Origin of the sequence: Vibrio sp. B1ASS3, from assembly GCF_905175355.1 — a bacterium.
In the GTDB taxonomy this organism is placed as follows: Bacteria; Pseudomonadota; Gammaproteobacteria; order Enterobacterales; family Vibrionaceae; genus Vibrio; species Vibrio owensii.
Window position 1 is genome coordinate 2532002 of record NZ_HG992742.1, and the last position, 20991, is coordinate 2552992.

Annotated in this window: 23 protein-coding genes; 4 read left to right on the plus strand and 19 right to left on the minus strand. The window is 45.4% G+C overall.

The features are described from left to right. The first annotated feature begins 4 nt into the window (after nucleotides 1-4). Both hflD and purB read left to right on the plus strand, forming a co-directional pair. On the plus strand, nucleotides 5-622 hold the full coding sequence (hflD, locus tag KJB05_RS11585) for a high frequency lysogenization protein HflD (protein ID WP_208444139.1): 618 nt from the start codon (nucleotides 5-7) through the stop codon (nucleotides 620-622). A gap of 153 nt (nucleotides 623-775) precedes the next feature. Further along, on the plus strand, nucleotides 776-2146 hold the full coding sequence (purB, locus tag KJB05_RS11590) for an adenylosuccinate lyase (RefSeq protein ID WP_005378198.1): 1371 nt from the start codon (nucleotides 776-778) through the stop codon (nucleotides 2144-2146). 269 nt (nucleotides 2147-2415) lie between these two features. On the opposite strand, the gene KJB05_RS11595 is transcribed toward purB, so the two are convergent. From KJB05_RS11595 to htpX, 9 genes are all read right to left on the minus strand, one after another. Then, the gene (locus KJB05_RS11595) at nucleotides 2416-2934 is read right to left on the minus strand and encodes a DUF3833 domain-containing protein (RefSeq protein ID WP_208444201.1); all 519 of its coding nucleotides are present in this window, start codon (nucleotides 2932-2934) and stop codon (nucleotides 2416-2418) included. A 17-nt stretch (nucleotides 2935-2951) separates the two neighbouring features. Further along, a complete protein-coding gene (locus KJB05_RS11600) occupies nucleotides 2952-3545 on the minus strand; it encodes a chalcone isomerase family protein (protein WP_208444140.1) in 594 nt (197 codons plus the stop codon). Next, nucleotides 3505-4017, minus strand: a complete 513-nt coding sequence (locus tag KJB05_RS11605; RefSeq protein ID WP_208444141.1) for a DUF2878 domain-containing protein — start codon at nucleotides 4015-4017, stop codon at nucleotides 3505-3507. Before KJB05_RS11605 ends, KJB05_RS11600 begins: the two co-directional genes overlap by 41 nt. A 6-nt stretch (nucleotides 4018-4023) precedes the next feature. Continuing rightward, on the minus strand, nucleotides 4024-5280 hold the full coding sequence (locus tag KJB05_RS11610; RefSeq protein ID WP_208444142.1) for a cyclopropane-fatty-acyl-phospholipid synthase family protein: 1257 nt from the start codon (nucleotides 5278-5280) through the stop codon (nucleotides 4024-4026). Beyond that, complete coding sequence (locus KJB05_RS11615; RefSeq protein WP_208444143.1) at nucleotides 5274-6092, minus strand: DUF1365 family protein; 819 nt, start codon at nucleotides 6090-6092, stop codon at nucleotides 5274-5276. The genes KJB05_RS11610 and KJB05_RS11615 overlap by 7 nt, the downstream gene beginning before the upstream one ends. Nucleotide 6093: 1 nt before the next feature. Then, a complete protein-coding gene (locus KJB05_RS11620; protein ID WP_208444144.1) occupies nucleotides 6094-7404 on the minus strand; it encodes an NAD(P)/FAD-dependent oxidoreductase in 1311 nt (436 codons plus the stop codon). 12 nt (nucleotides 7405-7416) lie between these two features. Further along, nucleotides 7417-8142 carry an SDR family oxidoreductase gene (locus tag KJB05_RS11625; RefSeq protein ID WP_208444145.1) on the minus strand — a complete coding sequence of 242 codons (726 nt, stop codon included), beginning with the start codon at nucleotides 8140-8142 and terminating at the stop codon, nucleotides 7417-7419. After that, on the minus strand, nucleotides 8139-8558 hold the full coding sequence (locus KJB05_RS11630) for a nuclear transport factor 2 family protein (RefSeq protein ID WP_005437198.1): 420 nt from the start codon (nucleotides 8556-8558) through the stop codon (nucleotides 8139-8141). The genes KJB05_RS11625 and KJB05_RS11630 overlap by 4 nt, the downstream gene beginning before the upstream one ends. Before the next feature lie 212 nt (nucleotides 8559-8770). Next, on the minus strand, nucleotides 8771-9640 hold the full coding sequence (gene htpX, locus KJB05_RS11635) for a protease HtpX (protein WP_009705745.1): 870 nt from the start codon (nucleotides 9638-9640) through the stop codon (nucleotides 8771-8773). 338 nt (nucleotides 9641-9978) lie between these two features. Between htpX and KJB05_RS11640 the strand changes: the two genes are divergently transcribed. Next, nucleotides 9979-10146: a hypothetical protein gene (locus KJB05_RS11640; protein ID WP_005450789.1), complete on the plus strand. Its 168-nt coding sequence runs from the start codon at nucleotides 9979-9981 to the stop codon at nucleotides 10144-10146. 93 nt (nucleotides 10147-10239) lie between these two features. On the opposite strand, the gene bioD is transcribed toward KJB05_RS11640, so the two are convergent. The 4 genes from bioD to bioB are packed head-to-tail and all read right to left on the minus strand — an operon-like array spanning nucleotide 10240 to nucleotide 13916. Next, entirely contained in the window at nucleotides 10240-10923 is a 684-nt protein-coding gene (gene bioD, locus KJB05_RS11645) for a dethiobiotin synthase (RefSeq protein ID WP_009698190.1), read from the minus strand. After that, nucleotides 10920-11726 carry a malonyl-ACP O-methyltransferase BioC gene (gene bioC, locus KJB05_RS11650; RefSeq protein WP_208444146.1) on the minus strand — a complete coding sequence of 269 codons (807 nt, stop codon included), beginning with the start codon at nucleotides 11724-11726 and terminating at the stop codon, nucleotides 10920-10922. Before bioC ends, bioD begins: the two co-directional genes overlap by 4 nt. Then, complete coding sequence (bioF, locus tag KJB05_RS11655; protein ID WP_208444147.1) at nucleotides 11726-12877, minus strand: 8-amino-7-oxononanoate synthase; 1152 nt, start codon at nucleotides 12875-12877, stop codon at nucleotides 11726-11728. Before bioF ends, bioC begins: the two co-directional genes overlap by 1 nt. Next, nucleotides 12864-13916 carry a biotin synthase BioB gene (gene bioB, locus KJB05_RS11660; protein WP_208444148.1) on the minus strand — a complete coding sequence of 351 codons (1053 nt, stop codon included), beginning with the start codon at nucleotides 13914-13916 and terminating at the stop codon, nucleotides 12864-12866. Before bioB ends, bioF begins: the two co-directional genes overlap by 14 nt. A gap of 130 nt (nucleotides 13917-14046) precedes the next feature. Between bioB and bioA the strand changes: the two genes are divergently transcribed. Then, a complete protein-coding gene (gene bioA, locus KJB05_RS11665; RefSeq protein WP_208444149.1) occupies nucleotides 14047-15327 on the plus strand; it encodes an adenosylmethionine--8-amino-7-oxononanoate transaminase in 1281 nt (426 codons plus the stop codon). Nucleotides 15328-15396: 69 nt separating this feature from the next. Here the strand turns inward: bioA and KJB05_RS11670 are convergent, their stop codons facing one another. From KJB05_RS11670 to lolA, 6 genes are all read right to left on the minus strand, one after another. Further along, a complete protein-coding gene (locus KJB05_RS11670) occupies nucleotides 15397-15663 on the minus strand; it encodes a DksA/TraR family C4-type zinc finger protein (RefSeq protein WP_005437185.1) in 267 nt (88 codons plus the stop codon). Nucleotides 15664-15803: 140 nt separating this feature from the next. Then, entirely contained in the window at nucleotides 15804-16517 is a 714-nt protein-coding gene (locus tag KJB05_RS11675; protein ID WP_047100794.1) for a hypothetical protein, read from the minus strand. Next, nucleotides 16517-17386 (minus strand): hypothetical protein, encoded by an 870-nt coding sequence (locus tag KJB05_RS11680; protein WP_244142882.1) that lies wholly within the window; start codon nucleotides 17384-17386, stop codon nucleotides 16517-16519. Before KJB05_RS11680 ends, KJB05_RS11675 begins: the two co-directional genes overlap by 1 nt. A gap of 203 nt (nucleotides 17387-17589) precedes the next feature. Further along, entirely contained in the window at nucleotides 17590-18897 is a 1308-nt protein-coding gene (serS, locus tag KJB05_RS11685; RefSeq protein ID WP_005437179.1) for a serine--tRNA ligase, read from the minus strand. 92 nt (nucleotides 18898-18989) lie between these two features. Beyond that, nucleotides 18990-20345 carry a replication-associated recombination protein A gene (locus tag KJB05_RS11690; RefSeq protein ID WP_279612103.1) on the minus strand — a complete coding sequence of 452 codons (1356 nt, stop codon included), beginning with the start codon at nucleotides 20343-20345 and terminating at the stop codon, nucleotides 18990-18992. After that, nucleotides 20346-20972: an outer membrane lipoprotein chaperone LolA gene (gene lolA / locus KJB05_RS11695; RefSeq protein WP_009705737.1), complete on the minus strand. Its 627-nt coding sequence runs from the start codon at nucleotides 20970-20972 to the stop codon at nucleotides 20346-20348. It lies immediately after the preceding gene. Nucleotides 20973-20991 lie beyond the last annotated feature (19 nt).

Below are 20991 nucleotides of genomic sequence, written 5' to 3' on the forward strand. Positions count from 1 at the left end.
TTACGTGGCGAATACACTTTATGACCGTACTATCGCTTTTGCAGGTATCTGCCAAGCTGTTGCCTTAGTTCAACAGGTAGCGAGAAACGGACATTGTGATCAAGATGCCTTTGAAACGTCAATTAACGCCATTTTGAATACTAACCCAGCGAACACCATTGGTGTTTTCGGCCGTGAGGCCGACCTTAAGCTGGGTCTTGAATGCTTGGTGAAAGGGATTGATAGCACCCCATCGGGAAGTGAAGTCACTCGCTACATCATCAGCCTAATGGCATTAGAGCGCAAGCTATCGGGTCGTAACGATGCAATGTCACAACTTGGTGACCGCATTCAAATGGCTCAGCGTCAAACGGAACATTTTGAATTGCTAGATGATCAAATGATCAGCAACCTAGCAAGCATTTACTTGGATGTAGTCAGCCCTATTGGTCCTCGTATTCAAGTAACTGGTACTCCATCGGTACTGCAACAAACCTCTAACCAGCACAAAGTTCGTGCGCTGTTGTTATCGGGTATTCGTAGCGCAGTACTCTGGCGTCAAGTTGGCGGTAAACGTCGCCACCTGATCTTCGGACGCAAGAAGATGGTAGAGCAAGCACAAATCCTTCTTGCTCGAATGTAATAAGGTATCAAGTAAGCAGCTCGCGTTTATCGCGAGCTCATTTTTTTCGACCAAAACAATTCTCGCGCAAACGTTTGCGCAATATTCGTGACAATTGCCACAGTTATTGGTATAAAGCTCACGAAATTTAGAAACCCAATTCAGGAGAACATCATGGAACTGTCAGCATTGACTGCTGTTTCACCAGTAGACGGCCGTTACGGAAGCAAGACAATTGCGTTACGCGAAATTTTCAGTGAATACGGTCTACTAAAATACCGTACTATCGTTGAAATCCGCTGGCTACAAAAGCTTGCTGCTACTGCTGAAATTGCAGAAGTGCCAGCGTTTAGCGCTGAAGCAAACCAATTCCTAGACGACCTTGCTGCAAACTTCTCTGAAGAAGATGCACGCCGTATCAAAGAGATCGAGCGTACAACTAACCACGACGTAAAAGCGGTTGAGTACTTCCTAAAAGAGAAAGTAGCAGACGTTCCTGAACTGCACGCAGTAAACGAGTTCTTCCACTTCGCATGTACTTCTGAAGACATCAACAACACATCACACGCTCTAATGCTTAAAGAAGCGCGTGAGAACGTGATTCTTCCAGAAATCCGTAACCTAATCGACGCTATCAAAGCGCTAGCAGTGGAATACCGTGACATTCCTCTTCTATCTCGTACACACGGGCAGCCAGCTTCTCCATCTACTATGGGTAAAGAAATGGCAAACGTGGCGTACCGTATGGAGCGTCAATTCAAGCAAATCGAAAACGTTGAGATCCTAGCGAAAATCAACGGTGCAGTAGGTAACTACAACGCACACCTTTCTGCTTACCCAGAGCTAGATTGGCACAAGTTCTCTGAAGAGTTCATCACTGAGTCTCTAGGCGTAACTTGGAACCCTTACACAACTCAAATCGAACCACACGATTACATCGCTGAGCTGTTCGACGCTATCGCTCGTTTCAACACTATCCTGATTGACTTCGACCGTGACGTTTGGGGTTACATTGCACTAGGCCACTTCAAGCAAAAAACTATTGCTGGTGAGATCGGTTCTTCAACAATGCCTCACAAAGTTAACCCAATCGACTTTGAAAACTCAGAAGGTAACCTAGGTCTTGCGAACGCTGTATTCGGCCACCTAGCACAGAAACTGCCTATCTCTCGTTGGCAGCGTGACCTAACTGACTCAACAGTTCTACGTAACCTTGGTGTTGGTGTTGGCTACGCAATCATCGCTTACACTTCTACGCTTAAAGGCATCAGCAAGCTAGAAGTAAACCGTGAAGCGCTTCTTGCTGAACTAGACAAAAACTGGGAAGTACTAGCGGAGCCAGTACAAACAGTAATGCGTCGTTACGGCATCGAGAAGCCATACGAGAAGCTAAAAGAGCTAACTCGTGGTAAGCGTGTAGACGGCGAAGCAATGCGTAACTTCATCGACGGCCTTGAGCTTCCTGAGCACGAGAAAGCACGTCTGAAAGAGATGACGCCAGCGAACTACATCGGTCAAGCAATCGAGCTGACAGATAAGCTGTAAGAGAATCGAGAATCGAGAATCGAGAATCGAGAATCGAGAATCGAGAATCGAGAATCGAGAATCGGATAATTTTGAGGGTTGACGTGAAAGCGTCAACCCTTTCTTTTTATGGGAACGGGCTTTGCCCTATGGAACACTAAGGTTCGGGATAAAAGATAAGGTGGTGATTGCTATCTACACTTTCTAAACTCAAATTCCGTTCGTTAAACTTTCAACGCCCCACTCACGATTCCTAAGGCGAAGCGCTCCCAAATCTCGATTCTTTATTTCTATTGCCTTTGGAAGAAAAGGGTAATCGTCCCTACTTCAACGCCAAACTTCTTAATCTTGGTGAGGTTAAACACGTGCATGTCATCTTGGCGGTAAAGCCAGTCATCGAACGATACAGTAATGGTTGAGTCGTCCATCATTAACTCAAAGTCGTATTGCCATTGCAGTGCATTACCCATCTCTTTGCCCATGGCGACTCCAATAATGTCGTCCGCTTTACCTTGATAAGTACCGTCTTCGAGTCTGGTAATGACCCATATACGCTGGTCTAGCTCACCATCATCAAATACAAAGTCTTCCACCAGCGTTAGTTCATTGCCTTCAACCGTGCCGACGATATCGACTTCAAATCGACGAGTTTGTTTCTCGGTGTAGTCCTGCACCATTCCCCATGCCTTGACGTCACCTTCGAAATAGCCAAACAGATCAAAGGCTGGCGATGACGCTTGGTAATTATCAATGTCAGCAGAGCAAGCGCTGAGCAGGGTTACCGTCGCAATCAAGGGAGCTTTGAACATTCGTTTTAGTAATTTCACTACCTTACCTGCCCTATCAGTTGTTTACGAAGTTGGGGAAATTCTGTTTGTGGCGACAGCCAAATAGAAAGGAATGCATCATTTAGGCGCTCATCCTTAACGTAGCCAACGGTTTGGTAAGGCTTGCTGCCTGCTTGGCGGTAAATAAGCTGACCGTTTTTACCATCGGTGAGGTAAGTAAGCTCGTCGCCTTTCTTGATGTCTGGGAACATCGTGTTCAATTCGGAAATCCACTGCTGACGATAGGCCTGAGTAAATCCCAGTTTCTGCCATTGTTCATCAGTAACATCCAAGAGCTGTTCCTTGCTTATATCGCGCTGGTAGTTAATCTCCAACGCAAAAGGATGTGGTGACACGTCACCAGACACTTGATATTGCCCGTCGGGCGTTTTTAAACGAGACTTGTAAATGTCAAAAATAAACCACGTAAGCTGAGCTTCACCCACCGTCTGCCATTGTTGCCAACTGCTCGTGTCTGTTGTGATACTAGAACCCGCGACATTCTGAGCTTGCAAAGGCACCGCACAGAACAAGGAGGCGACCATTACACTGCTAGTCAGCTTCCGTTTCCAATTTCTCTTCAAGCTTTTCATTTCCGTACACCTTGAGTATCAAGAGCATCATTGCGCACCATTCGACAAATAAGATCATGAGAGTGGTGCCAACGCTAAATCCAAATTCAACGGCTTGAAGCTTATAGCCAGCAAAGTAGCTCGCTGTTCCTCCGAGTCCGCCTACTATTGATACGTATTTTTTTGGGAAACGGTACAAAATTGACTTAAGTTGATAGGCATACCAAGAAAACAAAACCCACAAGCATATTAACCAGACAGGCAGCCACGGGGTTGGAAAGACAAAGACAGAGAGTTGTTGATTGAGCGTATCAAGCACGAGCCCGACCGTGACGATCACACCAATACTTTTGAGCGAAGATGCGTCGGTTTTTAGACAATATAGTAGGGTTGCCAAAGTAAGGAATAACGTCACCCATTGCCATTGATAGGTTCCAAGCACTGCAGCAAACCAGCAGAGTTGGAACCATGTCGAAGCAAGAAATACCTTCATAACGAACTACGGGCGTTGAAACGTCATGTGAACGGCACTGATCGTGCGAGCCAAAAAGCCACCTTCACAGTAGCTCAAATAGTAGCGCCACATACGCACAAAGCGGTCATCGTAGCCAAATGAGCGCACTTCACTCTCTGCTCGATTAAAACGAAGGTGCCATTCGTTCAGCGTCTTGGCGTAGTCCAAACCAATATCGAACAAATCTCGCGTCACTAAGTCACTGTACTTTGTTGTTGCTTGAGTGAGTGAGGTTACAGAAGGTAAAAAGCCACCAGGAAAAATGTACTTCTGGATGAAGTCGACATTGTTGCTGTAGTAATCATAACGCTGGTCGGCAATCGTAATCGCTTGAATCGCCATCAAGCCACCAGACTTCAACAAAGACTCACAAACCTTAATGTACGAAGGTAGGAATTGTTTGCCCACGGCTTCAATCATTTCAATAGAAACAAGCTTGTCATACGTACCAGTTAGGTTGCGGTAATCTTCTTTGAGTAGTGTGATTCTGTTCTCTAGGCCACGCTCTTTGATCTTCTGCTCCGCGTACGCGTGCTGCTCTTCAGATATCGTTGTTGTGGTGACCTGACAACCGTATTGTTCGGCCATGTAAATCGCCATAGCGCCCCACCCAGTGCCAATTTCAACAACATGATCAGTAGGCTTTAGCTCAAGTTGCTGACATAGACGATCCATTTTGTTGATTTGAGCCTGCTCTAGAGAGTCATCCGCATGATTGTAAAGCGCCGATGAGTACAACATATTGGTATCAAGGAACGCTTCATAAAGGTTGTTACCCAAATCGTAATGGGCATGGATGTTTTTACGCGAGTTCTCTTCAGAGTTTCTGTTTGACCAATGACTGAGCTTGTACAGCAGCTTAGTAAGCCAACTGCCCTGCTCTTCCAGCTTGTCGAGCGCACGTAAGTTAAGCGCCATCAGCTTCATTAGAGCTGTCAAATCTGGACTGTCCCACCAGCCGTCCATGTAAGCTTCGCCAGCGGCAATACTGCCACCTTGCAATAAACGCGAGTAAAACCCAGGATGCTTCACTTCAATGGTCGCCACCACAGGTTCGCCATTGTAGTCTCCGTTTGGAGTTGAAAAGCGCTCACTGCGCTCCGTCGTCTCGGTCTTGAAGCTTTCAATCACCGTCAGACATCCAATTTCCATTTTTTGCAGACACTGGAAAAGAACTCCACGAGCCGCTTTTTGAGTCGTCGTTAATTCACGCGGCATTGCCATAGAAGTCGTATTTAACATGCAGAGTTCTCCTTGTGCTTATTATTCTTTTCTTCTTTACTCACTTGCTCAGGCTCTGTCGTTTCAGGTTGAGCATATTTAGGATGTGAATAAAACGGCGCGCCTTTAAGCCATAGTTTGAGAGCGTGCCAATAGATACCAACCATTACTTTTACCGTTTGGATTGGCGTAACGATCAAGCATTTCAATAAGGTTTTGCTTGAAAGCGGTTTGGCTTTCATTGCCATCGTGGCATCGAAGTGTTTTTCCCCTTTGTGACATTCAAGATGAATATTCAACTTGTCTGTCAGAGGTTTAACTTTCCAACGATAGAGTTGGTCAACCGGATTAAATGGTGAAACGTGGAACGCTTTATCTTGCTCCCAACCAAATTCCTTGTCTTCTTTGTCTGCCGATACGGCGTAATAATGTCGTTCATTCCAAGGGGTATTACTCACCTCTGCTAGGAGGTATTTCCATTCACCTTCCTCGTTATAAACGTAGTAGAAATTAACTGGACTGAAATACAGCCCTAAATACCTCAAGTGACAAACTGCGACGACTCTGCCAGTACAGCGAACACCGGTCAGTTCTTCCACTTTGTTTTGCACTGCCGACTTAACGCTACCTTCACCAATGTAATCACTGCGCTTGAAACGTGCCCAATGCCACCAACGCGAACCAAAGCCCCATACTTTTTTCTCTAAAGCATCAAGCTCATCAACATCGATGGCAGGCATAAACAATGAGTAGTTCAACTCATGATTCACAGGCGTGAATCGACGGTGGCGAACATTTCCTATAAACAGTCGGCTGTTCATATGGCTATCCATATCACGCCGCGCCTTTTTCAAAAGGAACCACATTTTGTTCGCGATACTTTTCTTCTAATCCCTTAACTACGTCAATCGCGCTGCGCACACCATCTTCATGGAAACCGTTATACCAATAAGCGCCGCAGAACCATGTGCTCTGTTTACCTTGAACTTCGTCTTTGCGCTGCTGCGCTGCTATCGACTCCGTTGTAAATACAGGATGATGATAAGTGAACGAGCGCAAAATTTTATTTGGGTTGATTTGATTGGTGCTGTTCAACGTTACGCAAAATGTATGTTCTGATTGAACGTGCTGAAGGATGTTCATATTGTAAGTAAGCGAAGGAAGACGTTGCTGCTCATCCTCACTGCCTTCCAATAGGTAGTTCCAAGATGCCCACGCCGCCTTGCGTTTCGGCAACAGACCGGTATCGGTATGAAGAACAACTTCATTAGCTTGATACGTCATGTCCCCCAATATTTCCTGCTCGATTGGGCTGATATCCTCTAGCATTCGTAGTGCTTGATCGCTGTGACAAGCGAAGATCACGTCATCAAACCAATGTGTTTCTCCGAGAACTTGAACGCCAACACCCTTTTCGTTGCGAATTACTTTTTCGACAGGGCTGTTTAGACGAATATTCTCGGCAAAACCTTTGGTCAATGGTGGAATGTAAGAACGTGAACCACCTTTAATCACATACCATTGTGGTCGGTTAGTCACATCCAACAGACCGTGGTTGAGGAAGAAGCGCAAGAAGAACATGAGCGGGAACGCGCGCATATCCGCTAAAGTCGATGACCAAATCGCAGCGCCCATTGGCAGAATATAATTGTCAGAAAAGAATGCACTGAATTTGTGCTCATCAAGAAAAGCGCCAAGCGTCTGAGATTGCGTTGATGGCTCGTTAGCAAAGCGCTTTGCAAGTTTATTAAAACGCAAGATCTCGAAGATAAAGCGATAGAACTTAGGGTTTGCCCAGTTACATTTTTGAGCAAACAATGTCGACACGGTATGGCCGTTGTATTCTAGCCCGTTCCCATCGTTTCTGACACTGAAGCTCATTTGAGTCGGCAGACCTTCAACGCCAATCTCGTTCATCATTTTGATAAAGTTTGGGTACGTACGATCGTTATATACGATAAACCCAGTATCGATTGCATACTCTTTGCCATCAAGGCTGACATCGACAGTTGCAGTGTGGCCGCCAATGTAATCATTCGCTTCAAACAGCGTTACTTCATGTTCTTTATGCAAGTAATAGCCACAAGTAAGGCCAGAGATACCCGTTCCAACGATGGCGATTTTCTTTCTTCCTGCCGTGTTCATGCTTCTTCCTTCTTATGATACGAGTTTTGCGGTTAGCCGAGCTTGCCAGCTGTATGGAAGCAACGAGATAAAACGTAAAATTCCGGTAAATCTCGCTGGGAAATAAATGTGGCTTTTGTTGGCATCCAATTGTTTTCGGATGGCAGCCGAGGCCTGATTGGCCGTAACAATCATCGGCATATCAAAGGTGTTCTTATCTGTGAGTGGCGTTTCAACAAAGCCAGGAAACACCGTCACGACTTTGATGCCTTTCTTTTTCAGGTCTACGGCTAGTGTGCGGGCAAAATAGCTGACTGCCGCTTTGGACGCGCCATAGGCTTCTGCACGAGGCAATGCCACCTCTGATGCGATAGAACCAACAATAACGACGCGATGCCCACGTTCAAACTGCCCCTGACACGCTTCAACACAATTCGCCACACCTACAACGTTAACGTTCATGACACGCGCCATGAGTTTCGCATCCACTATGCCGTCGTCCATATATTCACAGTCGCCAGCGTTAAAGATCCAAGTTTCAGGAGTGAACGGAAGTTGTGAAAGCGCGTGAATCGTTTCATCGTACTGAGTCACATCGAAGCGTAATGTCGAGATGTTGGTCGACGCAGCTTCTAACTCAGCCAACACCGCTTCGTTGCGGCCGCACGCAATCACTTTCCAACCTTCACCGGCGTAATCCAAAGCAAGCTGCTTACCAATGCCAGACGTCGCGCCAGTGATAAGAACTGAACCGCTCATTGTCCTAGCCTCTGCTTAATGGTTCTAACGACAGAGCCAAGTAGAGGAAGGTTTTCGTACAGCATCTCTCCCAAATCGAAATAGTCTCGATGGTAGATAACCTGCCCCTCACTGAACTTGAGATGAGAAACACCATTGACTGAAATCGGCGCGCCTTTCTGTAGTTTTGGGTGCTGTAAATCCATGGTCCAAGTAAGAAACCCTGTCTCGCCCACTTGTTGATGATCGTGAATGATAAAATCACAACGGATAACGTTGGTGTAGAGCGATTGAAAATAATCGGAAAGCGCAGGCCAGCCCTCTAGACGATGAGCAGCATCTTCAAAAACCACATCCTGGTGGTATACCCCTTCAAGCAAGTGCAAATTCGCTTTGCTCAGCTTTTGATATATGTTGCCAACTGAATGAATGTCCATTTCTATGCTCCTATACTACTTCAACAGTTGTACAAAATTATTATATGTACAAGATAGACCAATCATGAAAAGTTGTACAAAAATATTTTTGTATAACTTTGTTTCTGTAGAGTGATACGTGATGGAGTGCGGTAGCGATCAATAGATACAAAAAAAGGCTTGGTCAAAAAACCAAGCCTTTTCAGGAGATTAACTATTTATTTGCTGAATGATTAGTACTGTTGGCTACGTAGTGCCGCAATACGCTTATCTAGCGGTGGGTGGCTCATTAGAAGCTCAGTCATCGAACGCTTACCGTTGATACCAAACGCCATCATAGTGCCATCCAGTTGAGATTCGTGGCTCATCTTCAAACGCTCAAGCGCAGCAATCATCTTCTCTTTACCCACTAGATGCGCTGCACCCGCGTCAGCGTGGAATTCGCGATGACGGCTGTACCACATAGTCAGGAAGCTAGCTAGGAAACCAAATACCAGTTCAAGCACCATAGACACACCGAAGTAAACCATCATGTTTGTACCTTGGCCTTCCTCATCATCATTCGAAGCAACAATGTTAGCAATGAAACGAGATAGGAAAATAACGAAGGTATTCACGACACCTTGCATTAGCGTCATGGTCACCATATCACCGTTAGCGATGTGGCTAACCTCATGCGCAAGTACCGCTTCCGCTTCATCACGAGTCATGTTGTGCAAAAGACCGGTAGATACTGCAACTAGCGAATCATCACGCTTAGCACCGGTTGCAAATGCGTTGATGTCTGCCGCATCATAAATAGCGACGGTTGGCATACCGATGCCCGCTTGTTGAGCTTGGCGACCAACTGTTTCTAGAAGCCAATGTTCAGTTTCGTTACGTGGGCTCTCAATCACCATGCCGCCTACCGAGCGTAGTGCCATGCTCTTAGACATCATTAGCGAGATGAATGCGCCACCAAAACCAAACACTGCTGCCATCAGTAGTAGACCAGACAGGCTGCCTGGCTGCATTCCAGTTACAGCGTAAACAATATTCAGAACAACACTAAGCACTAGCACGACTGCTAGGTTAGTTGCTAGGAATAACATAATTCGCTTCATTACTTTTCTCCGAGGAAGCTTATCGTTTTTATAAAAACGGTTGTTATATGAAACAGAACTCTACGAGGCGATTTCGCTAGATTCAAGCTCTGTTGCGTTATAGATATAGTCTATCCGCGTTAAAAACAAGGTTAAGCAATAAATTGCAACATTTGTTTTCGAGACTGAAATAATACACACCTTTTTACACTCTTAAATCAGCACTTTAGACCGAGTATAGACTTTGGTCTTATTGTGCGACTATCTGTACGTGCTAGATTCGGGTTAGATGAACGAAACGGGGTTAGCTTTTAGGACAATTAAGCAGCTCCAAACTTCCATGTCTTGAGGGAAAAATCATGGTAGAAACTAACGACTATCAAATGGCTATCGATTTACTTTGTTGTCACCTAGGTATCTCAGAGGATGAGGCAAAACAACAGCTAGGTATTTCAACTGATGCTCAAATGTCAAAGCGCGTTGCAGAAACACAACAAGCGTTGATGGGGCTTAGCCAAGAAAAATAAACTAAGCGTCGAATCTTACGATTAGGCACAAAGGTTTACATGAGAAAAGGGCTGCATGATGCAGCCCTTTTTGTATTTTTGTTTGTGAATCAGTTATACGTTTAGCAACGGTTCGACGTTGATGTATTTACCCAACTCTTTGCGCTTCGCACTTGGAATGTATGGGATCTCACCGAGTTTCGGCGCGTCTAGACGCTCTTCCAACATATCGATGATTTCTGCATAGTGCTCCGTGCCTGGGTTAACGCGGTTTGCCACCCAACCTACGAGATTCAGACCATCCGCTTTGATGATCTCAGCAGTGAGCAATGCATGGCTCAAACAGCCCAGTTTAATACCGACAACCAGTACAACTGGCAACTGTTCTTGTTGCACCCAAGTCGACAAGCTGTCTGTGTCAGACACAGGCACACGCCAACCACCAGCACCTTCCACTAGAACAATGTCTGATTGCTCTTTGTGTTGAGCTAATTTTTCACTCAATACTTCGTATTTAATTTCTACATGTTCATGCTTTGCGGCGATGTGAGGAGAAGCAGGCAATTCCAAAGCGTATGGGTTTACATCGTCGTACGCGATATCCAGTGTTGCCGCTTTTTGCAGATGCAATGCATCCGAGTTGCGCCAACCTTCTGCCGTCTTATCGCTTCCTGCTGCCACTGGTTTGTAACCAATGGTGTTAAGCCCTTTCGCACCGAGTGCTTGCAAAATAGCTTTAGACGCTACCGTTTTTCCTACATCAGTATCCGTACCAGCAATAAAAAATGCATCAATCATTTAACTATGACTCCAAAACAAACCTGATAACTTGCAGGTAGAAGACCTTGATCGTTTCTAAATGCTTGGTACGCGCGCTCAACTTGCAATAAAGTGCGACGGCTCGTCAGGCCATGTGAGCGCCCGCTTACGTGATTTGCACCAATGCCTTTGAGATCACGCATGACAGAAAACGCTGAATCGTACCAAACTGTGATGGGGCTCAAGTCTAGATGATGGTTGTGGCACCAAGATTGCGCTAACGCAATTTTTACCTGATTGTAGGTAATAAAGTTATTCACGTGTTGATATGTATCAATTTTTGACCAAGCCTCACGTAACTCATAAAGCGAACCATCAACCAGCGTAGAGAAACACGCCTTTCCACCGGTTTTTAGTACACGCCGCGCTTCTCTCAATGGGTAGCTTAAATCTGTACACCATTGCAGCGCTAAGCTTGAAAACACGTAATCGAAGCTCTCATCGTCAAATGGTAAGTTTTCAGCATCAGCAATCTGGTAATGCATTCCTACTGCACCACAACGCTGCTCAGCTTTATCTAACATAGCCTGAGAGATATCACCGCAGACGACTTCCGCGCCACGTTGTTGAAGCTGTTGGGAGAAGTAGCCAGTGCCACACCCTAAATCCAATACACGTTTTCCCGTCAAATTTTCAGGAAGTTTATCAAGCAAGCGATGCCCAACATCACGCTGAAAAGCCGCGTGTTTGTCGTACGTTTCTGCTGCTTTACCAAACGAAGAGGCAATCGCCTCTTTATCTTGGTAAAAGCTCTCCAATGTCATATTTTCTGCATTATCCATTACAGCGCTCCTAACGCTTGCTTCAATGCCATTGAAAGCGTTTTAACTTGTTCGTTGGTGTGATTGGCAGTGAGTGTGATTCGAAGGCGAGACGTCCCTTTAGGCACCGTCGGAGGTCGAATAGCAGTAACCCAAATGCCGTTTTGGCGACAAGCGCCCGCAACCTGTAAAACCAGTTCAGATTCACCAATCACAAACGGCTTAATCGAAGTCTGAGTCTCAACAAAGCCCTCAAGATCGCTGAGGCAACCTCGATACATTTCACTAACCTCTAAAAGCTTTTCACGTCGCCAAGACTGCTCTTGAACCATAGAAACCGCATGCGTGAGCGCGTAGGCTTGTGCCGGAGGCATCGCTGTGGAATACACATGGTGACGAGCAAACTGAGTCAAAAAGTCTCCCGTAGCGTGGTCACATAAAATAGCCGCGCCAGACATACCAAACGCTTTGCCGAAAGTAACGATCAGTATCTCGGGTTTAACCGTTGCCAACTCGCAAGAACCACCACCGGATTGACCAAGAACGCCAATACCATGAGCATCATCGACAGCAAACCAAGCATCATGACTGCGAGTGACTTCAGCTATATCGCTAAGCGGCGCACAATCACCGTCCATGCTGAATACCCCTTCAGTCACAACTAGATGGCTATATTCGCTATTAATCAGCGACTTTAGGTGCTCGATGTCATTGTGCTTGAAGCGCTTCATCTTAGCTGGTGATAACGCCCCCGCTTCCATCAATGAAGCATGATTCAAACGGTCTTGGATCAATACGTCTGATTTTTCTAACAAGGTGAACAACAAGGCTTGATTAGCACTGAATCCAGAACCAAACAGAATTGCTCTGTCGTAGCCCAACCATTCGGTGAGCGCGGCTTCTAAATTGCTGTGTGCTGCACTAAAGCCAGTGACCATTGGTGATGCTCCACTGCCACTGCCGTATACGCTTAAACCTTGCTGCCAAGCCCGAACAAGCGCTTGGTCATTCGCCAATCCCAGATAATCATTACTTGAGAAATTAATGTAGCGTCTGCCTTCGTGTTCCAAAACGGACTGGTTACCAGCAAACACCACATTCATAGAACGATTCAACCCTTGCGTTTTACGCTCAGCAAGGGCGGACTCGATACGAGATTTAAACGCTGGCATCGTAGAAAAGGTCGTCTTTTGTCGGACGGGCAGCAACGCGCTCTACGACGCGATCGAGTAACTCGTTTTCTTCGATTTCATCAGGTTTTTGAGACACCTCTTGGCTGTTAATGCCGAGCTTGTTGAACAGCATCATGTCTTTGTCTTCTGAAGGGTTTGGCGTGGTCAGCAGTTTGCAGCCATAGAAGACGGAGTTTGCACCCGCCATAAAACACAGCGCTTGCATTTGTTCGTTCATGTTTTCACGGCCAGCGGATAAACGAACGGCTGATTGAGGCATAATGATTCGTGCAATCGCAATCAGGCGAATGAAATCGAATGGCTCAACATCATCGACTTCTTCCAGTGGTGTGCCCTTCACCTTCACGAGCATGTTGATTGGAACGCTTTCAGGGTGTACCGGTAAGTTAGCCAATTCAACCAACAAACCAGCTCGGTCGTTAGCACTTTCACCCATGCCGATGATGCCACCGGAACAAATCTTCATGCCAGCATCACGAACGTGAGACAAAGTATCTAAACGGTCTTGGTAAGTACGTGTGGTAATGATGTTGCCGTAAAATTCAGGTGAGGTATCTAGGTTGTGGTTGTAGTAATCCAGACCTGCGGTTGCCAATTGCTTTGCTTGATCTGGCGTCAACATGCCTAATGTCATACACGTTTCTAAACCCATGCCCTTCACGCCTTTGATCATGTCGGTCAAATGCGGCATGTCACGCTCTTTCGGGTTTTTCCATGCTGCGCCCATACAGAATCGAGTAGAACCAGCATTTTTGGCTTTTTGCGCAGCATCGAGTACGCGTTCTACTTCCATCAAACGCTCTTTCTCGATGTCTGTGGTGTAACGAGCACTCTGAGGACAGTACTTACAATCTTCTGGACAAGCACCTGTCTTAATCGACAGAAGCGTGCTTACTTGAACATGGTTGGTTTGTTGATATTGACGATGTACAAGCTGCGCTTCGAATAGGAGATCCATGAATGGTTTTTCCATGAGATCGCGCACTTCAGCATGCGTCCAGTTATGACGAACTTCCACGTGTATTCCTTTAGTCACTTTTGTTGTTGTGTTGACAGTCTACTGAGTCTCGATAAACTGTCAACACAACACAAAAGAACAAAGTTTACATCTGTTTATTTTTTAATCTCAATTATTATTGGAATCGCACATGGATCTCGCCTTCGACCGCCAGCATATCTGGCATCCTTATACTTCGACATTGACACCTCTGACCTGCTACCCAGTGGCATCGGCAAATGGTGTTCACATTAAATTGGAAGACGGTACTGAGCTTGTCGATGGCATGTCTTCTTGGTGGTCGACGATCCACGGCTATAACCATCCGCACTTAAATCAAGCCGCTCACCAGCAAATCGATCAAGTCTCTCACGTGATGTTTGGCGGAATTACCCACCAGCCAGCAATCAGTTTGTGTAAGAAGTTGCTATCCCTAGCACCAAGTAATCTTGAGCATGTATTCCTTGCCGATTCAGGCTCCGTTGCCGTAGAAGTCAGCTTAAAAATGGCACTGCAATATTGGCATGCAAAAGGCGAACGCCGACCGAAGTTTCTTACTTTGCGACACGGTTATCACGGCGATACGTTTGCGGCGATGTCGGTTACCGATCCTGACAACTCTATGCACTCTCTCTACAAAGGCTTTTTGCCTGAGCATATCTTTGCGGAGTCACCAACTTGTGGTTATTGGGATGATTGGAAGCCAGAAGACCTTACCGACTTCGAGCACAAGATTGAGACGCACCATAAAGAACTTGCTGCTGTGATCCTTGAGCCTATCGTTCAAGGCGCAGGTGGCATGCGTATCTACCATCCAGAATTTCTGAAAGGCGTGCGTAAACTTTGTGACAAATACGGTTTGTTATTGATTGCAGATGAGATCGCAACCGGTTTTGGACGCACAGGCAAGTTGTTTGCCTGCGAACATGCAGACATTCAGCCAGATATTTTGTGTGTTGGGAAAGCACTCACTGGAGGCTACATGACCCTCTCTGCGACCCTCGCGAGCAAACATGTTGCGGATACTGTTTGTGGTGGTGATGCTGGTTGTTTTATGCACGGTCCAACCTTTATGGGTAACCCACTTGCCTGCGCTGTTGCCACTGCAAGTTTGGAATTGATCGAGCAAGGTGATTGGAAGCAACAAACCCAACAAATTGAAACGCTGTTTTCTGAGTTACTACCAAAACTTGAAGAATACGACTTGGTGAAAAACACCCGTTGGTTGGGTGCTATTGGCGTAGTGGAGACGCATCGCCCTGTGAATATGGAAGCCATCCAAGCCTTGTTTGTTGAACACGGAGTTTGGATTCGTCCATTTGGTAAACTGATTTATATGATGCCGCCGTTCATCAGCAAGCCAGAAGATATTGAAAAGTTAGTGAATGCGATTGATGCTGCGTTACAACGTAAAGACTGCTTCGCTTCATAGTTCAATTCAACATGAAAACGGTTTGAGTATGAGACTCAAACCGTCTCGTTATTTATTAGAGCAGTAAAGCTATCGAAGTTGACTATCTTTACTCGCTCGTCGATTGAACAATGCTTGGCGTTGAGACACCAATTCGATTGTTGACTGACATTCGATACACAAACGAACGCCTTTCATTGCAAGACGACGCGCTTCCGGAATCTCATCACCACACTCATCGCAGTAATGGGCGCTCTCACCCTTTGTGATACTGCCACGAACACGGGAAATCTCGTCGTCTATTGTGTTTTGAATTTGTTGGCTGACGCTATCGTCGTTTGCCCACCCTACGGCCATAAGCCCTCCTCGTTGCTTGAATGAGAAAATCTACTTACCGTGGTAAGGTGGATGATTATATCGATTACAAATAACAAGATAATTAGGTTAAATTCAAAAACACTATTACGTTTTGGTAAAAATAGATAACCTAAAACCAATTACCATTCTTTAATTAGTTGGTATGACTCATTCTCCTGAAGCCTTGAAAGAACATACCCGTGAGTAGAACCATAGCTTCCGCTTAACACACTGTTTTCCTTTAACAGTATTACATCTTCCAAACCATCATCATTGTAGTCTCCGGTCGCAAGAAGAGTAACTTTTTGGTAACCATCGGAGTTATCGTAAAATACAGCCTGGAAGTCATTCAATCGCTCAAAACTAGTGATTTTATCCATATCAGCCCATCGATGTGCTTCTTTTGATTTTCTCAATTGTTCATCAGAGATGATAAAACTCAACTCTGATGGAGATATATCCGGAAGACTCTCACTAATGATGCTTTCTGATATGTAAGAAGTATTAGATGGTTTAAGAGATCCCATCACTTTCCAAGATTCACATAAGACTTTTGTTGCCATTAACGCAGAATGCTCTGAGTCTATTTTAGCGCTAAAGTTTTTTTGGCTTTTCAGCTCGAGTTCTGCACAACTTTTAGCTACTGAGACTTCTCCAGAAGCGGACTTAAGTGGGAACTCAAAATACCACTCCGCTCCATAAACTGCTCTGACATTATCCTGAGTTAAGAAGGTCACTTTTTCGACAAAAAAACGATCAGAGTTATTGTAAGGACTATAGAAGGGCTCTATCGAAATTGGGTTTGCGAATAAGCTAGAAGAAGATAAACCTAGTAAAAGGAAGAGTGATTTCATTAATGAGACCTTAATAAGTTTGCTACATAAGCATTTCTTTCTGCTTGTACACCATTTCTTTTCGACTCGAGGGCCGCTTGCTGATAATTTCCGTTTCGAATATGCCCATTAAACTTGGGATAAGTATCTTTAAGTTTTGGCATACCTAAATTAAATATCATGTCAAAAAGCGCTAGCTTTACGTTGTCCGGATAAGATGTAAACGCTTCATCTCCATAGATAACCTTAAGCTCTTTTTCGAAAGACTGTATGTGATGTGCTACTTGCTCGTTCATCACGCTTTCAGTTAATTTGAGGGCTGTAAAAGGCTTAAACCTTGAAGCTGGCTCTGACTCTCCAAAAGGCCGGGCCTTAACACGCAAAAACTCTTCTTTGATTTGCTCGTAAGTAGCCGGTTCATTTGTAGAATTGTGAACAAATGGGAGCTTTGTTGCTGCGGTAACGTCGCTTAACATACTACCTACCCCAACAGTGATATAGCCTCTGGTATCCAAATACATATGCTCGACTCTTCCCTCATATTGCTCTAATTTAGCCTTGAGCTTCATTTTGAGGGAGGTTGAGACAGGCAAAGCCTTCTTCGCACTCAAAACCGTGATACCTTGCATCAACTTACGATGGCTTCTTCCATTCACATCTATCCTTCCATCTGGACGAGCCATCCCAACAAGGTTTTTCTGAAAAGCTTTAATTGCGGCGACAGTCTTGGAGTTTTCCGGTCTAGAGCCTAGTTTCCCATCCACTTTAAGCTCCTTTACTCCCTTTAAAGAACCAAGCAATTGGTTAATAGACCTTTGTACCGTACGAATATCAGCATCCACATTTTTACCACCCAAGCCAACAGAGCCGCTTATTCTTATTGAAGCCATGAAAGTACCTCCTCTTTATCTTTTGGAGGAGCTTGTCACGCTCAATGAAGCTTAGAAAAATATCATTAGGGGCTGGTTTTAATAATTTAGGCTAACTATGCAATACCTCATCCTACATTTACATAACAACGTATTTTCACTCGACGCAGATAACAAAAAACCCAGCACTAAGGCTGGGTTTTGGTGTTCTAGTGGTTAACGAATTAACCGATGTGCGTTGCGCCTGCCATGTACTTCTGAAGTACTGTAGGGATTGCAATGCGGCCGTCTGCTTCTTGGTTGTTTTCTAGGATAGCAACCATTGTACGACCTACAGCAAGACCAGAACCGTTTAGCGTGTGTACAAGCTCAGGTTTCTTCTCGCCTTTACGACGGAAACGCGCTTGCATACGACGAGCTTGGAAGTCCCACATGTTAGAACATGAAGAGATTTCACGGTAAGTTTCTTGAGCAGGAACCCAAACTTCTAGGTCGTAAGTCTTACGAGCGCCGAAGCCCATGTCACCTGTACATAGAACCACTTTACGGTAAGGAAGCTCTAGAAGTTGTAGAACTTTCTCAGCGTGACCTGTTAGCTCTTCTAGTGCGTTCATTGAATCTTCTGGCTTAGTGATTTGTACTAGCTCAACTTTGTCGAACTGGTGCATACGAATCAGACCACGAGTATCACGGCCGTAAGAACCTGCTTCTGAACGGAAACATGGCGTGTGAGCTGTCATCTTAATTGGTAGATCCGCTTCGTCAGAAATCGTGTCACGAACTAGGTTCGTTACAGGCACTTCTGCAGTAGGGATTAGAGACAGTTTACGTGGCTCTTCGTCGTTTACTTTTTCTACTAGCGGCTCAGTGTGGAAAAGGTCTTTACCGAACTTAGGAAGCTGACCAGTTCCGAATAGGCTGTCAGAGTTTACTAGGTAAGGTACGTACATTTCTGTGTAGCCGTGCTCTTCAGTGTGAAGATCCAGCATGAACTGAGCGATTGCACGGTGTAGGCGAGCGAATTGGCCTTTCATCACGATGAAACGTGCGCCAGTGATCTTAACAGCACTTGCGAAGTCTAGACCGTCACCCATTTCGCCTAGGTCAACGTGATCTTTCAGTTCGAAGTCGTAAGACTTTGGCTCACCCCAACGAGAGATTTCAACGTTGTCGTTTTCATCTTTGCCATCTGGCACTTCATCTGCTGGGATGTTTGGTACAGAAAGCGTGAATTCGTCTAGTTGAGCCATTACTTGCTCAAGTTCAACTTTCTTCGCATCAAGATCGCTACCTAGAGTACCGATTTGTTTCTTGATCTCTTCTGCGCCTTCTTTGTCGCCAGCCGCCATTTTTTGGCCGATTTGCTTGGAGATGGAGTTACGCGTGGATTGTAAATTTTCTACTTCTACTTGAATGGACTTACGTTGTTCTTCAAGTTTACGAATAGTATCTACGTCTAGCTTAAAGCCACGACGCGCCAGTTTAGCAGCTGTTTCATCCAGCTCTGTACGAAGTAATTTAGAATCCAGCATTGTTAATCCTATGCTTTTTGTTGTGAAATCACGCGCACTTTCCAAGCGTACGCGTTAAAAAAAATTTACTGAACAAATGTATCCAAAAACGCCTACTTTTCATAGCGCTTTTGTGGGCTATTTGCGTCTAAAGTAGCCAAGTAATCTAACTTTTCGCCGATTTTGGTCTCTAGACCACGATTTGTCGGCTGATAGTACCTACGATCGCCCATTTCAGGTGGCAAATATTGCTCACCCGCAGCGTAAGCGCCAGGCTCATCGTGAGCATAACGATACTCTGCCCCATAACCCATGTCTTTCATCAAACTGGTTGGTGCATTTCTAAGGTGATGCGGCACTTCATATTCAGGTAAGTTATGAGCGTCTGTGAGGGCTTGCTTCCACGCCACGTAAACAGCATTACTTTTTGGCGCACATGCTAAGTACACAATCGCCTGTGCAATCGCACGTTCACCTTCTGCTGGACCAACGCGGGTAAAGCAATCCCAAGCAGACAGTGCCACTTGCATTGCGCGTGGGTCAGCATTACCTACATCTTCAGAAGCGATCGCCAATAAGCGTCGAGCAATATACAAAGGGTCACAACCAGCAGCAATCATACGCGCAGACCAATACAGCGCTGCATCTGGGTTAGAGCCACGAATCGATTTGTGGACTGCAGAGATTAAGTCGTACCAGATATCGCCTTTGTTATCGAAGCGAGAGACCTTCTCCCCTGCTACTTCCGCAAGCAACTTAAGCGTGATCTCTTTTTCACCTTGCGCATTGTCTTCTGCCATGTCGTAAAGCAGCTCAAGGTAATTGAGAGACATGCGAGCATCACCATTTACCAGTTCTGCTAAGCGGTCTAATACGTTATCAGCGAAGTGTGCAGGTGTATTACCCAGCCCACGTTCTTTATCGCTAATGGCTTGGTTCAACGCCAACGAGATTTCATCTTTGTCGAGAGACGTTAGCTTGTATACACGTGCACGTGACAGCAATGCGTTGTTTAGCTCAAACGATGGGTTTTCTGTCGTAGCTCCAATAAAGGTAACCGTGCCATCTTCAATATGCGGCAAAAACGCGTCTTGTTGAGATTTGTTAAAGCGATGCACCTCATCCACAAATAAGATCGTGCGGCGACCCGCCATTTTATTCTCACGTGCTTTCTCGATTGCTGCACGGATTTCTTTCACACCAGACGTCACGGCAGACACGCGCTCAACTTCAGCATTGGCATAGTTTGCAGCCACTTCTGCTAATGTCGTTTTGCCTGTGCCTGGTGGTCCCCAAAGGATCATCGAGTGAATGTGACCCACCTCTAGCGCACGGCGCAGTGGCTTACCGGGACCTAAAATGTGTTGCTGTCCAATGTATTGTTCGATCGTTTCCGGCCTCATACGAGCAGCAAGGGGACGAAAATCTTCGTCCCCCGAGAAATCTAATGTGTAATTGCTCACTACCAATTAATTCCTTTGGTCATCCACTTCCACACCTTTTGGAATTGTGAATGTGAATCTGTCTGCTTTTGGTTTACCCAGCTTCACGTTATTAAAGGTGAACAAACCTTTCTGACCGTCTTGTTCAACCACATTGAAGCCTTTCACCACACCTTTAGCATCAATATTAATCTGGAATTGACCTTGTGTGGAGTCTACTGCAGTAGGAATGAGGATGAACTCATCACCTTTTTGAGAAATCTTGTAGTTATCCCAATCACTTGCGCGATTACGCGTTAGCAAAACAAATGGCGTTTGCTCTGTTGCTTGCTCTTGCCAATAGATACTTACTTGCTCGATGAATGGGCTGTAGTACCACAATGTCTTACCGTCAGAAACCAGTAGGTTTTCATCTGGGAATGTTGTGCTCCAACGGAACAGGCTTGGACGAGCGATTTCAACCGTGCCTTCTCCTTCCATCACCGTTTCGCCTTCAGGGCTGATAACTTGCTGAGAGAAATCCGCACTGAAGCCATCATTCATAGAAAGGCGTTTGTTTAGTTCATCTTTGGGAGACGCGGCGTGTGCAGTAGAGAAGAGAGAAAAGCTTAAAACAAGCGCAGAGAAAAGTTTCGCTGAAAATAGTTTTTTCATTCAGATACCTATTGTTAGA